This is a genomic window from Paragemmobacter kunshanensis, from assembly GCF_011059185.1.
In the GTDB taxonomy this organism is placed as follows: domain Bacteria; phylum Pseudomonadota; class Alphaproteobacteria; order Rhodobacterales; family Rhodobacteraceae; genus Paragemmobacter; species Paragemmobacter kunshanensis.
Genome location: NZ_JAALFE010000017.1, coordinates 46,990 through 60,659, shown reverse-complemented (window position 1 = coordinate 60,659; position 13,670 = coordinate 46,990). Strand labels below are relative to the sequence as shown.

Genomic DNA, 13,670 nt, shown 5'->3' with positions numbered 1-13,670 from the left:
AAGTCATGACCCTCCAACATCCCATCCCGGGGTCGAACACCGACCTGCACCGGCTCTACCAAGAGATGCGGCGCGTCCGCAGCTTCGAGGAACGCGTGGGCGAACTCTTCGTGCGCGGCCAGACGGCAGGCTCCATGCTCCACCTTTCCATCGGCGAGGAAAGCGCGGCGGTCGGCGTCTGCGCAGCGATGCAGCCGCAGGACACCTTCACGACGCATCACCGTGGCCACGGCATCTTCCTTGCGCGCGGGGCCGATCCTGCACGGATGATGGCCGAAATCGGCGGCAAGGAGGCGGGCTATTGCCACGGCAAGGGCGGGTCCATGCATATCGCCGACATGGGGCTGGGCCATCTGGGGGCCAATGCCATCGTGGGCGGCGGCATCCCCACCGTTGTGGGCGCGGGGCTTGCCGCGCGGCACAAGAAGACGGGGGCCGTCTCGGTCGCCTTCTTCGGCGACGGGGCGACAGGGCAGGGCATTCTTTACGAATCCATGAACATGGCCGCGCTCTGGGGTCTGCCGGTGGTGTTCTGCTGCATCAACAACCAATACGGCATGGGCACCCGCATCGATCAGGCCACCGCAAACACCCGCCTGCATGAACGCGCACAGGCCTTCGGCCTGAACGGCGAAACGGTGGACGGGCTGGACGTGGAATCCGTCGCCGCCGCCGCCCGCCGCATCGTCGATGCTGCGCGCGCGGGCAAACCCGGTTTCCTTGCCGTGGACTGCTACCGCTTCTACGGCCACGCGCGAAAGGACAAATCCCCCTACCGCGACGCGGCGGAAGAAGACGCGGGCCGCCAGAAAGACCCCGTTGCCCATGCCCGCGCCCGCCTCATCGCGGCAGGGTTGGTGACGGCGGCCGATCTGGATGCGCTCGACGCCGCCATCGACGCCGAGATGGACGCCACCATCGATTTCACCATCGCGCAGGCGGAACCTCCGCTCTCCTCCATGTTCCGCGATGTCTACGACCCGTCCGAACCCGAACCCGAACCCGTCCGCACCCGGCTTGACCGTGTGCTGGCGCGCGAATGAAAGGCCCTGCCATGGAAATGACCTATCGTGACGCGCTGCGTCAGGCACTGGCAGATGCGATGCGCGACGATCCCGATGTCGTCATCATGGGCGAGGAAGTGGGCCGCTACGGCGGAGCCTACGGCGTGACCAAGGACCTGATCCGCGACTTCGGCCCCGACCGAGTGATCGACACGCCGATTTCCGAACCCGCCATCGTCGGCGCGGCGGTGGGGGCGGCGATGACCGGCCTGCGCCCCGTCGCCGAACTCATGTATGTCGATTTCATCGGCATGACGATGGACCAGCTTGCCAATCAGGCCGCCAAGATCCGCTACATGTTCGGCGGCCAGATCGGCGTGCCGATGGTCCTTCGCACCCAAGGCGGCACGGGGCGGTCGGCGGGGGCCCAGCACAGCCAGAGCCTTGAGGCCTATGTCATGCACACCCCCGGCCTGCGTCTGGCGATGCCCGCCACGGTGGCCGATGCCTACCATCTGCTCCGTCAGGCGCTGACGAAACCCGATCCCGTGGTCTTTATCGAACACAAGGCGCTTTACACGATGAAAGAGGATGTGGACCTTTCCGCCCCCGCCCTGGAATGGGGCAAGGCGGCGGTGCGGCGGACAGGGGATGATCTGGTGATCGTGACCTATTCCCGCCAGCTCCACTATGCGCTCGACGCCGCCAAGACCCTGTCGGCACAGGGGATCGAGGCGACGGTGATCGACTTGCGCACCCTGAACCCGTTGGATTTCGAAACGATCCGCCCGCATGTGGAACGGGTGGGGCGCGTCATGGTCGTGTCCGAAGGGGCGATGACCTGTGGGGTGGCTGCGGAACTGGCGGCGCGGATCACTGAGGAATGTTTCGACTTCCTCCATGACCCCGTGATCCGCGTGGCGGGCGAGGATATCCCCATCTCCGTCTCCACCCAGCTGGAAAGCGGGTCGGTCCCGGGGCCGAAGCTGATCGCCGAGACGGCAGGGCGGCTGTTCGCATGACAACGCGCACCCTGACCATGCCCCGTCTGGGCGAGACGATGGAGGAAGGCACCATCGCCGCATGGCTGATCGAGCCGGGCCAATCCTTCAAGCGCGGCCAGCCCCTGCTGGAGGTGGAAACCGACAAGACCGTCGTGGAATACCCCGCATTGGGCGATGGCGTGCTGGTGGAAACGCTGGTGGCGCCGGGCGATGTGGTGGCGGTGGACGCCCCCATCGCGCGGATCGAGGCGACGCAGTGGGAAGACGCAGGCACCCCGTCGCCGCCTGCGCCCGAACCCGCCGCCACTCCCGTTGTGCCGGAACCGCACCGCGCGCCCGCGGCCGCGCCCGCTGCGCTCCGCGCCACCCCCGCTGCGCGCCGCCTTGCCCGCCAGTCCGGCGTCGCGCTGGAAGTCGTCACCGGCACCGGCCGCCGTGGCCGGATCGAGGCGGAGGACATTCCCGCCGCAGGCCCCGCGACCATCCTCCTCCTCCATGGCTTTGCGGGCGACGGGGCGACATGGGCTGCTCTCGCTGCTGCGCTTTCCCGCGCGGGCCACAGCGTCCTTGCCCCCGACCTTCCGGGCCACGGCAGCGATGGGACGGTGCCGCAGGGGATCGACGACCTGTTTTCTGCCGTCAACCGCCATGCCACAGGCGTGACAGGCAAGATCCACCTCGTCGGCCATTCGCTGGGCGGTCATCTCGCCGCCCTCTACGCCGCCGCATACCCCGACCGCGTCGCTTCCCTTACCCTCATCGCCCCCGCCGGACTGGGGCGCGAGATCGAGGTGGCCTTCGTCCACGGCATGGCCCATGCCCGAACGGGGGGTGAAATCGCCCACCTGCTGCGCCTACTCGGCCCCAAGGCCGCGACACTGTCGACCGACGCGCTGGAGGCGATGGCCAAGACCCTGTCGCAAGGCCGCCTTGGCGTTCTTGCCGCCGCCATCGCAGGGCCGAACGGCCAGCGCATAGACACGCTCGCCCCCCTGTCGCGGCTGCCGGACCGCATCCCCCTGCGCGTGCTGATCGGGCGCGACGACCGCATCATCCCCGCGGCGCATCTGTTCAACCTTCCGCCCCGCGCGGCGGTGCATGTCCTGCCGACCGGCCACATGCCGCAATGGGATGCGCCCGCCGACGTGGCCGCCATCGTGACAGGAGCGATCCAGCATGTCTGACAGCAAAGCAGAGCTTCAGGCCGCGAAGGCCCGTCTTGCCGCCTTCTCGCGGGCGGCACCCGCGCTGATGCAGGGCTTCGGCGCGGTCAGCAAGGCCGCGACGACGGCAGGCCGCTTTGACGCTGCAGAACGCGAATTGATCGCGCTGGCCATCGCGGCGGCAAAGGGCTGCGAGGATTGTCTGCTCTACCACGCCGACGCCGCCCGACGTCACGGCGCGGACGAGGCGCAGCTGATCGAGGCGCTGGAGATCGCGGTTGAAATGGGCGGCGGCCCGGCGGTCATGTATGCAGCCAAGGCGTTGCAGATATTCCGCGATCTGGGTTGAGTGACGGGTTGACTTGGGGGGAGAAGGCGATGGCCTGTTATCTTGCGGCAGACGGCGGAACCGAAAGCCTTCGCGTGCGCATCTTCGACCTGTCGGGGAACTGTCTCGCCTCGGTCGCTGCACCCTACGAGACAAAATTCTACCCCGGCGCCCGCGCCGAACAGGACCCCGAGGACTGGTGGTCCAGTCTGACCAAGGCAACGCGCGGCGCATTGGCCGAAGCGGGGATCGACCCGCGCGAGGTCGAAGCGATGGCCTTCGCCACCACCTGCTGCACCGTCGTTGCGCTGGATGCCGAAGGCCGCGCGCTGCGGCCCGCGCTGATGTGGATGGACGTCCGCGCCAGCGCCGAGGCCGATGCGGTGCTGGCCACCGGCGACGCCGCACTGCGGATCAACGGCGCGGGGCAGGGGCCAGTTTCGGCGGAATGGATGATCCCCAAGGCGCTCTGGCTGAAACGCAACGAACCCGCGAACTTCGACCGCGCCAGGACGATCTGCGAATATCAGGATTTCCTGACGCTGCGCCTGACCGGCGAACGGGTTGCCAGCCTCGATAATGCAGGCCTGCGCTGGCACTATTCGTCGCGCAATGGCGGCTGGGCGACCGGCATCCTCCGCGCGCTGGGGATGGAGGAGCTGGTCGAGAAATGGCCCGCCCGCGTCCTTGCGCCGGGTGAGGTGGTGGGCACCCTCACCTCCCGCGCCGCGGCGGAGCTTGGCCTGCCGCAGTCGGTCAAGGTGGTGCAAGGCGGGGCCGATGCGCTGATCGGGATGATCGGTCTGGGCGTGGCGCAACCTGGCCAACTGGCGCTGATCACCGGATCGTCGCATCTGCAGTTCGGCGTCACCTCTGCCCCCCTGCACGCGCCGGGCGTCTGGGGGGCCTATCCCGACATCGTCTATCCCGACCGCTGGATCGTCGAAGGGGGGCAGACCTCGACCGGCTCGATCATCAACTGGCTTCGCCGTTTTACGGGGGGAACGCTGGACCTGGACCAAATGAACGCGAAGGCCGCAGCCCTTCCCCCGGGGGCCGAAGGCGTGATCGTGCAGGATCATTTCCAGGGCAACCGCACCCCCTATACCGACCCGCTGTCGCGCGGGGCGATCGTCGGGTTGACGCTGGCGCATGAACCCCACCACGTCTTCCGCGCTATCATGGAGGGCATTGGCTTCGGCACCCGCGCCATCCTCGACGCCTTTGCCGCCGGGGGCTACACGTCGAACGAGATCACGGTGGGCGGCGGGGCCACGGCATCAGATCTGTGGATGCAGATCCATGCCGATACGGCGGGTTTGCCCGTCCGCATCCCCCATTCGCCCGACGCGCCTTCGGTCGGATCGGCGGTGCTTGCCGCCTATGGGGCAGGGCGCTTCGCCAGCATCGACGAAGGCATTGCCGCCATGGTCAAGCCGGGCCGCGTGGTGGAACCCGATCCCGCGAATGTCGCCGCCTACGCGGAAATCTACGCCCGCTACAAGGCGCTTTACCCCGCGCTGAAATCCGCGCTGGGAAGCGGGGCGTGAAGGCCTTCGACATATCGGGCCGCCTTGCCGTCATCACTGGCGGGGCCACCGGGATCGGCCGCGCCATTGCCGAGGTTCTGGCCGAAGGCGGCGCGCGTGTCGTCATCGCGGACCGCGACCTTCCCCGCGCCGAACAGACCGCCCGCGACATCGGGGGAGAGGCGCTGCTGCTGGACGTAACCGATCCTGACGCCTGCGAAACCGCAGCCGCCGGGCTGGCCGCGCGCCTTGGTCCGGCGCAGATCCTCGTCAACAATGCAGGGATCGTGCAGAACGGACCCGCACTGGAGACCGCGCTGGAGGACTGGCGGCGCGTCATCGACGTGGACCTGCACGGCGTCTTTCACACCGCCCGCGCCTTTGGTCGCCCAATGGTCGCGGCGGGGAGCGGATCGGTGGTCAACATCAGCTCGATGTGCGGCGAGATCGTCGTCTTCCCGCAGGCACAGGCCGCCTATAACGCGGCCAAGGCGGGGGTGAACATGCTGACCAAATCCCTTGCGGTGGAATGGGCGGGCAAGGTGCGGGTCAATGCCGTGGCCCCCGGCTATACGGCGACGGAGCTGACGTTGGCTGGCCGGTCCCGCCCCGAATGGTTCGACCGCTGGCTTCAGGGCATTCCGATGGGCCGCCTTGCCGACCCGCGCGAGATCGCAACGGCGGTGGCCTTCCTTGCGTCTGATGCCGCCAGTTATGTGACCGGAACGGTGCTGACGGTGGATGGTGGATATACCGCGCTTTGAAGGGGAGGCAGAAATGGGCAACGGACGGGTGGCGCTGGTCACTGGGGCAAGCAGGGGGATCGGACGGGCCATCGCGCTTGGGCTTGCGCGGAGGGGTTTCGACCTTGCGTTGAACGACATAGACCGTCAGGCGGAGGCGCTGGAAGCTGTCGCAGCCGAAGCCCACTCCGCCGGCATCCGCGCCATTCCCTACCACGCCGACGTGTCGTCGAAAGCCGCGGTGCAGGCGATGGTTGCCCGCATCCTGCACGATTTCGGCACGATCCATGCCGTCGTGAACAATGCCGGTATCCTGCGCGCCTCGGACGTCGAAAATTGCCCCGAAGACTATTGGGACAGCGTCATGGACGTGAATGCCAAGGGCACCTTCCTTGTTACCCAGGCCGTCCTCCCCGCGATGAAGGCCAAGGGCTACGGGCGCATCTGCAACATCGCCTCGATCGGCGGCAAGCATGGCGCGCCGGAGCAGGCGCATTATTCGGCATCGAAAGCAGCCGTGATGGGCTTTACCCGCGTGCTGGCCCAAGAGGTCGGCCCATTGGGTATCACCGCCAATTGCGTCTGCCCCGGCATCATCCTGACCGACATGGGCCGCGTGAACCTTGACGATCCCGCGATCCGTGGCGCCTGGCAGGCAAAGACCGCGATGGCCCGCATCGGCGATCCCGAAGATGTGGCCGGTCCCGTGGCCTTCTTCTGCTCGGATGACAGCGCCTTCGTGACCGGACAGACCCTGAACGTCGACGGCGGCATCGTCCTCGACTGACGAGCGGTATCAGCCTCTATTGGTCGAAAGTGCTTATCGAGTTATCGGTTCCGGGGCAGCCAGAAACGGGCGATCTTGACCTAGTGACCGCAGACTCTGGGAACGTTGGAGGACAGATGGTCCAGCGCGATCACCGGAACTTCGGTCAGGCCCAGCGCGTTGGCGGCCATCAGGCGGCCGTAGCCTGCGATGATCACCTCGTCCTCGCCGATCAGGATCGGGTTGGTGAAGCCGAACTCGGCGATCGAGGCCGCAATTTGGGCGATCTGATCCGGCTCATGGGTCCGGGCGTTGCGGATGTAGGGAACCAGCCGGTCAACCGGGAGCATGTCGATCTGAAGCATGGGGCGCGGGGCCTTTCGGAAGGGTCTGAGGCGAGGTGCGGCGTCAGGTGCGCACCCGCGCACCCAAAGCGCGCACCCAAGGCGCGGACCCAGATTTTTGTTCTGTCACTAGCGGTTAGTCGCGCCTAGGCCCCCCGCATACGTCTCCCTTCCGGGAGAACCTAACGCGGGGGGGCAGCCGGGAGCGGCGGCGGAAGCAGGGGTGAGGGCATCAGGTGAAGCGATCGTCGCCTGCACCCTTCGCCATCTTGCCCTTTTTATGCATCAAAACCCGGGAAAGTGTCGCGCCCGAAGTTCGACGGATCGGGCCGGTTGTCGTCGGCTTCCGCGCCGCTTTCGCGCGGTTGATTGCGGGCGGTTGCGGTGAGGGGTTTTGCGCCCTTGCCTTTGCCCTTTGATTTATCGAGCTTTTCCAGCTTCTTCGAGATGGTCAGAAGAGCGGCCACCCAGCGCCGCCAGGCTGTCGATCGCACCACCCCGGCGCGAATGCAGACCTGCCGCCAGCGAGCACCCTCGGCCCTGAGCCAGACGATCCGGGCATCCTCAGGGTTCAGCATCAGGAGCCAGTCGAAGCATTCCTCCATCCTGCTGATGGCGGCTGCGCTAGGTATCACCCGCATCGGCCGTTCGGGCGTGTAGCCGTATCCGCATGTCGACATGCGCAGCATCGGTCGGCAGGCGGGTGATCTACTGGAGGCGACGATGCGGGGAAGGGTGGCCCCCCGGACATTGCGCGTTCACATACCCATGCTGGACGAGGCCAATGCCGGCCGGACCGACGTGCCCGAAACCGCCGCCCTCTATGCCGATGCCGCAACCCATGAGGCAGAACCCGGAATCCTCGCCGTGTCGATCAATGCCGGCTTCTCCGAAGCCGACATCACCGAGATGGGGCCCACGGTCCTTGTCACCCATGACCAGGGCCACCAGGCCCGCGCGGCCCGGATCGCCGAAAGCCTGGCCCGCCGGATCTGGGACGGGCGCGGCAAGGTGGCCAATGCCTTTCTCACGCCCGATCAGGCAGCAGCGCGGGCGCGGGATTTCGATGCCGCAAAGGGCCCGCTCGTGATTGCCGACTATGCCGACAACCCCGGGGCAGGCGCCTATGGCGACGCGACGGCACTGTTGCAGGCGCTGCTGCGCGCGGGCGCCGGCCCCGGCGCCTTCGCCCCCATGATTGATCCCGAAGCGGCAGCGATCCTGCACCGACACAAGGTCGGGGACAGCGTGACCCTTGAACTCGGCGGGAAATGCGACCCCACCTTTGGCGGTGGCCCGCTTCGACTGACAGGCGAGATCAGGCATTTGTCCGACGGCACCTATACGGGCGATGGCCCGATCCTCGGTGGCATTACCCACAGCTTCGGCCCGACGGCCGTGCTGCGCGTGCAAGGCATCGACATTCTCGTCGTCACCCTGCCGGGCCAGATGCTCGATCTGCAACAGGTGCGCACCTTCGGAATCGAACCGGCTGATCTGCGCTTTCTTGTGGTCAAGTCGATGCAGCATTTCCGGGCCGCCTTCGAACCCGTCTCCGGCGAGGTGATCGTTTGCGATACCGGCGCCCTGGCCACCCCGCAGGCCCATCTCCGCCCCTATGCGCGGGTGCGCCGCCCGGTCTGGCCGCTGGACCGGGATGCCAGCTTCTGAAAGGCTTCCCCCGATCCTGAAGGGACGAAGCATGCGCTCGCCCGTCGCGCTGTCATGCGCGGTCAGGCCTTCCAGCCGCAAGCACCATTGGCCCTCCCGCAGGCTATCCGGTCATGGCTTCCGAATGGCCGTCGCCGCTCTGCGTAAACGCGGCTACAACGCCCGACGCCTCGATGGTGGCCTGCCAGATTGGCGCGAAGACGGGCGGCTTGACGTCATGGCGGGCTGAAGACAGCCTGCCCAGGGTCAGGGGCCCGTCTTTCCGCCGGGTCCGATCGGAAAGCGCGACCGCGCCAGAACCGCCCCGGTTTCATCCACGATGAACCGGCAGGCCTGGCCGTCCAGCCGGAAGGTCAGCCGCCATCGGCCCGCGTCCCGCCCTTCACCCATTTCGCTCAGGGATTTCATCCGGCCTTCCCCCATCGCCTGCCGGATCATCTCTTCGGGCAATCCGAAGGCCTCCGCCAGCAGGGCCGCAGGAACGACAAAGCGATCCCCCTCTCTTTCGATCCCGCTCATGCAGGCACACCAGGGCCGGAAGGGATTGGCGGCGACAGCGCGATATCGGCAAGCGTCGAACGATCAAGATCAGCCAGGAAGGCCGTCTCGGCAGACCTGAGCCGCGCCTTCAGCCGGCAGCGCCCGTCGATGGAACATCGGCCCGGATCCACGCCCAGGCACTCCACCAGCGCCTGACCTTCTTCCAGGATACGCACGACATCACCCAGCCGCATCTCGGTTGCCGGGCGGGCCAGCAGCGCGCCGCCCCCACCTCCCCTCCGCGTTCCGATCAGTCCGGCTCGCGAAAGATGTTGCATGATCTTGGCCAGATGGTTGCGCGACAGCCCCAACTCATCCGCCAGTTCCGCGGAGGAGAAGGCCCGCATCGGCTCGCCCGCCATGCGCATCAGCATCCGCAGTCCGAAATCGGTGAACGAGGTAAGGCGCATTGCCGCAGACTCCAGAATGGGTATTTACAATACCTATTAACGCGCCTATCCCGGAAATCAAGACAAAGACTCGCAGGGCGGTGAACCTGTCGGCACCCAAAGGGCGCTCCGTCTCAACGCACCGCCTTCCTGTTCCGTCCGGTTGCCACATGGCCCGGGTGATCCGCCTTGGTCCCGGTCATCGGTGCGGAAGCGCGATCCGGGAAGAAAGGAAGCCCCGATGAACACCGCACCGATCCATGACGCCGCGGCGCTGACCCGCCATATCGAGACACGCTATCACGCCCGCCACCGTGATCAGTTGCCCGCGCTTGCCGCCATGGCCGCGCGGGTGGAAGATGTCCACTTTGGTGAACCGGGCGTTCCCTGTGGCCTTTCCCTTCTTCTGCACCGCATGAGCGGCGAGATGGAGGTCCACATGAAGAAAGAGGAACTGATCCTCTTCCCGGCGATCCGGAAGGGCGGCATGCCGGGGATCGACCATCCCATCGCGGTGATGCGTGCCGATCATGCCGCCCATGACTCCGACCTGGCGCAGATCCGGCATCTCACCGCCGATCTTTCCTTGCCCGAAGCGGCATGCGGGACATGGACGCGCCTCTATCAGGGACTGGAGGAATTCATTCAGGATCTGACCGAACACATGCGGCTGGAAAATGACGTGCTTTTCCCCCGGTTCGAAACCGCCGGGCGCGCCCATGCCTGATCCAGGCCGCCCGGCGTCACCGCCCTGCATGGCCGCAGACTTCGCGCCTGACGGCCCTGATCCCCAGCAGGCCCTCGACGTCGCGCGCTGGCGGCGGGCCGAACGCCTGCGCCTTCGGTCCGAACGTGATGCCCTCGCGGTTGCCGCCCGCGCGGCCGCCGGACAGGCGATCTCGCGCCACCTCCGGGCCCTTCTTGCCGAAAGGTTCGGCGAAGCCCGGGGGATGGTCCTGTCGGCCTATTGGCCGATCAAGGGCGAACCCGATCTGCGCCCGCTTCTTGCGGACCTGCACGCCGCGGGCCGCGTCATTGCCCTTCCCGTGGTCGAGGTGAAGGCAAGCCCGCTGGTCTTCCGGCGCTGGCACCCGGGGCAGCCCCTGATCCGGGGCCACTGGAACATTCCCGTCCCTCCCCCCTCGGCAGACCTTGTGATCCCCACTGTCGCGCTGGCCCCGCTTGTGGGCTGGGACGGGGCCGGGTTCCGGCTGGGCTATGGCGGCGGCTATTTCGACCGAACCCTCGACAGCCTGACACCCCGCCCCTTCACCATCGGCATCGGCTTTCAGTCTGCCCGCCTGTCCACCATCTTTCCCCAGCCGCATGACATCCCCATGGATGCCATCCTGACCGAGGCCGGGCTTCAGCCAACCCCCGAGGATCCATGACCACCACCGCCCGACAGATGCGCGCCTGGCGCGGTCCCGCCCTTCTTGCCTATGGCTTTCGGCCCTTCTTCCTGGGTGCGGCGCTCTGGGCCCTGCTTGCCATGGCGCTCTGGATCCCGATCCTCGCCGGTCGGCTGACCCTCCCCACCGCCTTCGATCCGATCTCCTGGCATGCCCATGAATTCCTGTTCGGCTACCTTGGTGCCGTCGTCGCCGGGTTCCTGCTGACAGCGGTTCCCAACTGGACCGGACGGCTTCCCGTCATCGGCTGGCCCCTGGCCCTGCTGGTCGCACTCTGGCTGGCAGGGCGCGGTGCGATTGCCGTCTCGGCCGAACTGCCGCCGCTCGCCGTGCTGTCGGCCGATCTTGCCCTGCCGCTGGCCCTCTCCGCCGTCATCGGACGCGAGATTGTCGCCGGTCGCAACTGGCGCAACCTGATCGTCCTTGCGATGCTGGGCGTGATGGCCGCTGGCAACGCAGTCTTTCACTGGGAATCCCTCCGGGGCGACTATGCCGCTCAGGGCCTTGGCCTGCGGATCGGGCTGGGCGCCGTGGTGATGATGATCGCGGTGATCGGCGGGCGGATCGTCCCCTCCTTCACGCGCAACTGGCTTGTCCGCCAGGGCCCGGGCCGCCTGCCCGTGGCGCCGATGCAGGGGATCGACCGCCTCGCGCTTCTGTCGCTTCTGCTGGCCCTCCTGATCTGGGTCGCCCTGCCGGAACATCCTGCAGCGGGCTGGTCCCTGCTCTGTGCCGGCGCCCTGCACCTGATCCGCCTTGCCCGCTGGGCCGGCGACCGGACATTGGGGGAACCGCTCGTCGCGGTTCTGCATCTGGGCTATGCCTTCCTTCCGCTCGGCGCCCTTGCCCTCGGGGCCGAGATCCTGGGCCATGGCCTCTTTGGCATGGCGGCGGCACAGCATCTGTGGATGGGCGGTGCCGCGGGCCTGATGACACTGGCCGTGATGACCCGTGCCACACTCGGGCATACCGGGCAGGCCCTGACGGCAGGCCCCGGAACCCTTGCCATCTATGCCTCCATGATCATTGCCGTCCTTGCCCGCGTTGCGGCGGGTGCCTTGCCGGATCATGCCACCCTCCTGCATGATCTGGCAGGTCTGGGCTGGGCGCTGGCCTTTGCGGGATATGCCGTGATCTACGGTCCGCTCCTGCTCCGCCAGCCACCCGGCAAGACCCGGTGAGGGATGACACGGCATGGACTGGGCAGAATTCATCGCCGCCTTCGCGACCTTCTTCCTGACGCATTCGCTGCCGCTGCGCCCGTCGCTGCGGCCCCGTCTGCGTGCCAGTCTGGGGCCTCGCGGCTTTTCCCTCGCCTATTCCGCCCTGTCACTGGCCGCCCTGTCCTGGCTCATCCTTGCCGCAGGTCGCGCACCCCATCTTCCGCTCTGGACCTGGGTGCCGTGGCAGATGCTGGTGCCGCTGGTGGTGATGCTGCCCGTTTGCCTAATCCTCACGCTCTCCATCGCACGGCCCAATCCCTTTTCCTTCGGCGGCGCGCGGAATCAAGGTTTCGACCCTGCCAATCCCGGCATCCTGCGCCTGCATCGCCATCCCCTGTTGCTGGCACTCGCGCTCTGGTCTGGCGCGCATCTCGTGCCGAACGGCGATCTCGCCCATCTGGCCCTGTTCGGCACATTCGCGGGCTTTGCCCTTCTGGGAATGCGCCTCATCGACAGGCGCCGACAGCACGAGATGGGGGCCTCGTGGCACCACCTGCGCCAGGCCATGGCTGCCGCGCCTTCCGCCTTCGGCAGGCCCGGCACCGAAACCCTGCTGCGCATCGGTCTTGGCATGGCGCTCTACGCCCTGCTGATCTGGCTTCATCCCGCGGTGATCGGCGTCAGCCCGCTGCCCTAGCCCTCAGCTGGCGTGATCGTCGATCCACGGATTGGGCCGGGCAAAACGCTCCAGATCGGCCTGATCCCCGATGGTGATGCGTGTGCCATCCACCGTCACGCCATAGGGCTGCAACCCCTTGAAGGCCCGGCTCAGATTCTCTGGCGTCATCCCCAGAACCGAGGCAAGCCGCCGCTTCTCGTGATCCAGTTCGAACTGCGCCGCGCCGTCCGCGCGCTTCTGCAGCCGCAGCAGGTAATTGGCCAGCCGTTCCAGCGATGTCCGCAGTTTCAGATCCTTCTGCGACTTCACCACCGCTCGATAACACTGCGCAAGTTCCGCAACGATCGCCCGGGCAAATTCGCCATCCACATCAAAGATCTCGCGCACATCCTGGCTGGGGATCAGCACGATCCGGCTTTTCTCCAGCGTCCGGGCCGACATCAGATAGGGCGCGTTGCGGATCGTGGCCGCCAGGATGAAGGTCGAGATCGGCCGCACCGTGGAAAGGCTGGTCTCGCGCCCGTTCCATTCGGAAAACAGGTCCACGGATCCCGAAAGCAGCACATGCAGGAAATCGCTTGGCTCGCCCTCGCTGATCAATTCGATCTGTGGCGGAAAGTTCTGGACATAGGCCCCCCGCATCAGGGCCTCGAAATGCGCGGTCGCCATCCCGGAAAACAGGCCGAGTGCGCGAATCTCCGGGTAACGCACCTCAGGCATGGTCCGACCTTTCTGTTCTGGCCCCATCATCCCGCGTTGGCTTGACAATTGTCAAGAATGCGGTGGCGCATCTGCGGCCCTGGGCTTGATCCGCCACCGTCCGACATTTGATAAAATTGTGTAACCCATTTATTTTGCGATATTATTCTCGGATATGTGATCTAGATCAAGTCTCCCTGCCCCCTCCGGCCGCAGGACTGGCCCATCCCCCAGAA

General features: G+C 66.7%; 17 protein-coding genes. 12 read left to right on the top strand and 5 right to left on the bottom strand.

Annotated elements, in window-relative coordinates; all coding sequences use genetic code 11:
* Positions 1-5: 5 nt before the first annotated feature.
* From G5V65_RS16185 to G5V65_RS16155, 7 genes are read left to right on the top strand one after another with little or no spacing between them, the layout of a single operon-like run.
* The gene (locus tag G5V65_RS16185; RefSeq protein ID WP_206526835.1) at positions 6-1,043 is read left to right on the top strand and encodes a thiamine pyrophosphate-dependent dehydrogenase E1 component subunit alpha; all 1,038 of its coding nucleotides are present in this window, start codon (positions 6-8) and stop codon (positions 1,041-1,043) included.
* A 17-nt stretch (positions 1,044-1,060) separates the two neighbouring features.
* Complete coding sequence (locus tag G5V65_RS16180) at positions 1,061-2,026, top strand: alpha-ketoacid dehydrogenase subunit beta (RefSeq protein WP_241250609.1); 966 nt, start codon at positions 1,061-1,063, stop codon at positions 2,024-2,026.
* Complete coding sequence (locus tag G5V65_RS16175) at positions 2,023-3,192, top strand: acetoin dehydrogenase dihydrolipoyllysine-residue acetyltransferase subunit (RefSeq protein WP_165052075.1); 1,170 nt, start codon at positions 2,023-2,025, stop codon at positions 3,190-3,192. Before G5V65_RS16180 ends, G5V65_RS16175 begins: the two co-directional genes overlap by 4 nt.
* Complete coding sequence (locus G5V65_RS16170; protein ID WP_165052073.1) at positions 3,185-3,520, top strand: carboxymuconolactone decarboxylase family protein; 336 nt, start codon at positions 3,185-3,187, stop codon at positions 3,518-3,520. Before G5V65_RS16175 ends, G5V65_RS16170 begins: the two co-directional genes overlap by 8 nt.
* Before the next feature lie 29 nt (positions 3,521-3,549).
* The gene (locus G5V65_RS16165; RefSeq protein ID WP_165052071.1) at positions 3,550-5,049 is read left to right on the top strand and encodes an FGGY-family carbohydrate kinase; all 1,500 of its coding nucleotides are present in this window, start codon (positions 3,550-3,552) and stop codon (positions 5,047-5,049) included.
* On the top strand, positions 5,046-5,792 hold the full coding sequence (locus G5V65_RS16160) for an SDR family oxidoreductase (RefSeq protein ID WP_165052069.1): 747 nt from the start codon (positions 5,046-5,048) through the stop codon (positions 5,790-5,792). Before G5V65_RS16165 ends, G5V65_RS16160 begins: the two co-directional genes overlap by 4 nt.
* A gap of 13 nt (positions 5,793-5,805) precedes the next feature.
* A complete protein-coding gene (locus G5V65_RS16155; protein WP_165052066.1) occupies positions 5,806-6,558 on the top strand; it encodes an SDR family NAD(P)-dependent oxidoreductase in 753 nt (250 codons plus the stop codon).
* An 80-nt stretch (positions 6,559-6,638) separates the two neighbouring features.
* Here the strand turns inward: G5V65_RS16155 and G5V65_RS16150 are convergent, their stop codons facing one another.
* Both G5V65_RS16150 and G5V65_RS16145 read right to left on the bottom strand, forming a co-directional pair.
* Positions 6,639-6,902, bottom strand: a complete 264-nt coding sequence (locus G5V65_RS16150) for a ParB/Srx family N-terminal domain-containing protein (RefSeq protein WP_241250608.1) — start codon at positions 6,900-6,902, stop codon at positions 6,639-6,641.
* Between the two features lie 257 nt (positions 6,903-7,159).
* Positions 7,160-7,561 (bottom strand): DUF6362 family protein, encoded by a 402-nt coding sequence (locus tag G5V65_RS16145; protein WP_165052064.1) that lies wholly within the window; start codon positions 7,559-7,561, stop codon positions 7,160-7,162.
* Between G5V65_RS16145 and G5V65_RS16140 the strand changes: the two genes are divergently transcribed.
* Positions 7,560-8,552, top strand: a complete 993-nt coding sequence (locus tag G5V65_RS16140) for an MlrC C-terminal domain-containing protein (protein WP_343162857.1) — start codon at positions 7,560-7,562, stop codon at positions 8,550-8,552. The genes G5V65_RS16145 and G5V65_RS16140 overlap by 2 nt on opposite strands.
* Before the next feature lie 246 nt (positions 8,553-8,798).
* Here the strand turns inward: G5V65_RS16140 and G5V65_RS16135 are convergent, their stop codons facing one another.
* Together G5V65_RS16135 and G5V65_RS16130 are read right to left on the bottom strand one after the other, a co-directional pair.
* Entirely contained in the window at positions 8,799-9,071 is a 273-nt protein-coding gene (locus tag G5V65_RS16135) for a DUF6522 family protein (protein WP_165052062.1), read from the bottom strand.
* Positions 9,068-9,502: an Rrf2 family transcriptional regulator gene (locus G5V65_RS16130; RefSeq protein ID WP_165052060.1), complete on the bottom strand. Its 435-nt coding sequence runs from the start codon at positions 9,500-9,502 to the stop codon at positions 9,068-9,070. Before G5V65_RS16130 ends, G5V65_RS16135 begins: the two co-directional genes overlap by 4 nt.
* A 220-nt stretch (positions 9,503-9,722) precedes the next feature.
* Here G5V65_RS16130 and G5V65_RS16125 point away from each other — a divergent pair, with 220 nt between their 5' ends.
* Genes G5V65_RS16125 through G5V65_RS16110 form a run of 4 tightly spaced genes read left to right on the top strand, consistent with a single transcriptional unit; the run spans position 9,723 to position 12,753 of the window.
* On the top strand, positions 9,723-10,208 hold the full coding sequence (locus tag G5V65_RS16125; protein WP_165052058.1) for a hemerythrin domain-containing protein: 486 nt from the start codon (positions 9,723-9,725) through the stop codon (positions 10,206-10,208).
* A 28-nt stretch (positions 10,209-10,236) separates the two neighbouring features.
* Positions 10,237-10,872: a 5-formyltetrahydrofolate cyclo-ligase gene (locus G5V65_RS16120; protein ID WP_241250607.1), complete on the top strand. Its 636-nt coding sequence runs from the start codon at positions 10,237-10,239 to the stop codon at positions 10,870-10,872.
* A complete protein-coding gene (locus G5V65_RS16115; RefSeq protein ID WP_165052054.1) occupies positions 10,869-12,074 on the top strand; it encodes an NnrS family protein in 1,206 nt (401 codons plus the stop codon). Before G5V65_RS16120 ends, G5V65_RS16115 begins: the two co-directional genes overlap by 4 nt.
* A gap of 13 nt (positions 12,075-12,087) precedes the next feature.
* A complete protein-coding gene (locus G5V65_RS16110; protein WP_165052052.1) occupies positions 12,088-12,753 on the top strand; it encodes an NnrU family protein in 666 nt (221 codons plus the stop codon).
* 3 nt (positions 12,754-12,756) lie between these two features.
* Here G5V65_RS16110 and G5V65_RS16105 read toward each other — a convergent pair whose 3' ends face one another.
* Positions 12,757-13,455: a cyclic nucleotide-binding domain-containing protein gene (locus G5V65_RS16105; RefSeq protein ID WP_165052050.1), complete on the bottom strand. Its 699-nt coding sequence runs from the start codon at positions 13,453-13,455 to the stop codon at positions 12,757-12,759.
* Positions 13,456-13,670: the final 215 nt, after the last annotated feature.

Excerpts from the sequence above, each read along its gene's own strand:
- G5V65_RS16155 (WP_165052066.1), top strand. The coding sequence starts at position 5,806 with ATGGGCAACGGACGGGTGGCGCTGGTCACTGGGGCAAGCAGGGGGATC.
- G5V65_RS16120 (WP_241250607.1), top strand. The coding sequence starts at position 10,237 with ATGGCCGCAGACTTCGCGCCTGACGGCCCTGATCCCCAGCAGGCCCTC.
- G5V65_RS16110 (WP_165052052.1), top strand. The coding sequence starts at position 12,088 with ATGGACTGGGCAGAATTCATCGCCGCCTTCGCGACCTTCTTCCTGACG.
- G5V65_RS16115 (WP_165052054.1), top strand. The coding sequence starts at position 10,869 with ATGACCACCACCGCCCGACAGATGCGCGCCTGGCGCGGTCCCGCCCTT.
- G5V65_RS16170 (WP_165052073.1), top strand. The coding sequence starts at position 3,185 with ATGTCTGACAGCAAAGCAGAGCTTCAGGCCGCGAAGGCCCGTCTTGCC.
- G5V65_RS16105 (WP_165052050.1), bottom strand. The coding sequence starts at position 13,455 with ATGCCTGAGGTGCGTTACCCGGAGATTCGCGCACTCGGCCTGTTTTCC.
- G5V65_RS16140 (WP_343162857.1), top strand. The coding sequence starts at position 7,560 with ATGCGCAGCATCGGTCGGCAGGCGGGTGATCTACTGGAGGCGACGATG.
- G5V65_RS16125 (WP_165052058.1), top strand. The coding sequence starts at position 9,723 with ATGAACACCGCACCGATCCATGACGCCGCGGCGCTGACCCGCCATATC.
- G5V65_RS16150 (WP_241250608.1), bottom strand. The coding sequence starts at position 6,902 with ATGCTTCAGATCGACATGCTCCCGGTTGACCGGCTGGTTCCCTACATC.
- G5V65_RS16185 (WP_206526835.1), top strand. The coding sequence starts at position 6 with ATGACCCTCCAACATCCCATCCCGGGGTCGAACACCGACCTGCACCGG.
- G5V65_RS16135 (WP_165052062.1), bottom strand. The coding sequence starts at position 9,071 with ATGAGCGGGATCGAAAGAGAGGGGGATCGCTTTGTCGTTCCTGCGGCC.
- G5V65_RS16175 (WP_165052075.1), top strand. The coding sequence starts at position 2,023 with ATGACAACGCGCACCCTGACCATGCCCCGTCTGGGCGAGACGATGGAG.
- G5V65_RS16180 (WP_241250609.1), top strand. The coding sequence starts at position 1,061 with ATGACCTATCGTGACGCGCTGCGTCAGGCACTGGCAGATGCGATGCGC.
- G5V65_RS16165 (WP_165052071.1), top strand. The coding sequence starts at position 3,550 with ATGGCCTGTTATCTTGCGGCAGACGGCGGAACCGAAAGCCTTCGCGTG.
- G5V65_RS16145 (WP_165052064.1), bottom strand. The coding sequence starts at position 7,561 with ATGTCGACATGCGGATACGGCTACACGCCCGAACGGCCGATGCGGGTG.
- G5V65_RS16130 (WP_165052060.1), bottom strand. The coding sequence starts at position 9,502 with ATGCGCCTTACCTCGTTCACCGATTTCGGACTGCGGATGCTGATGCGC.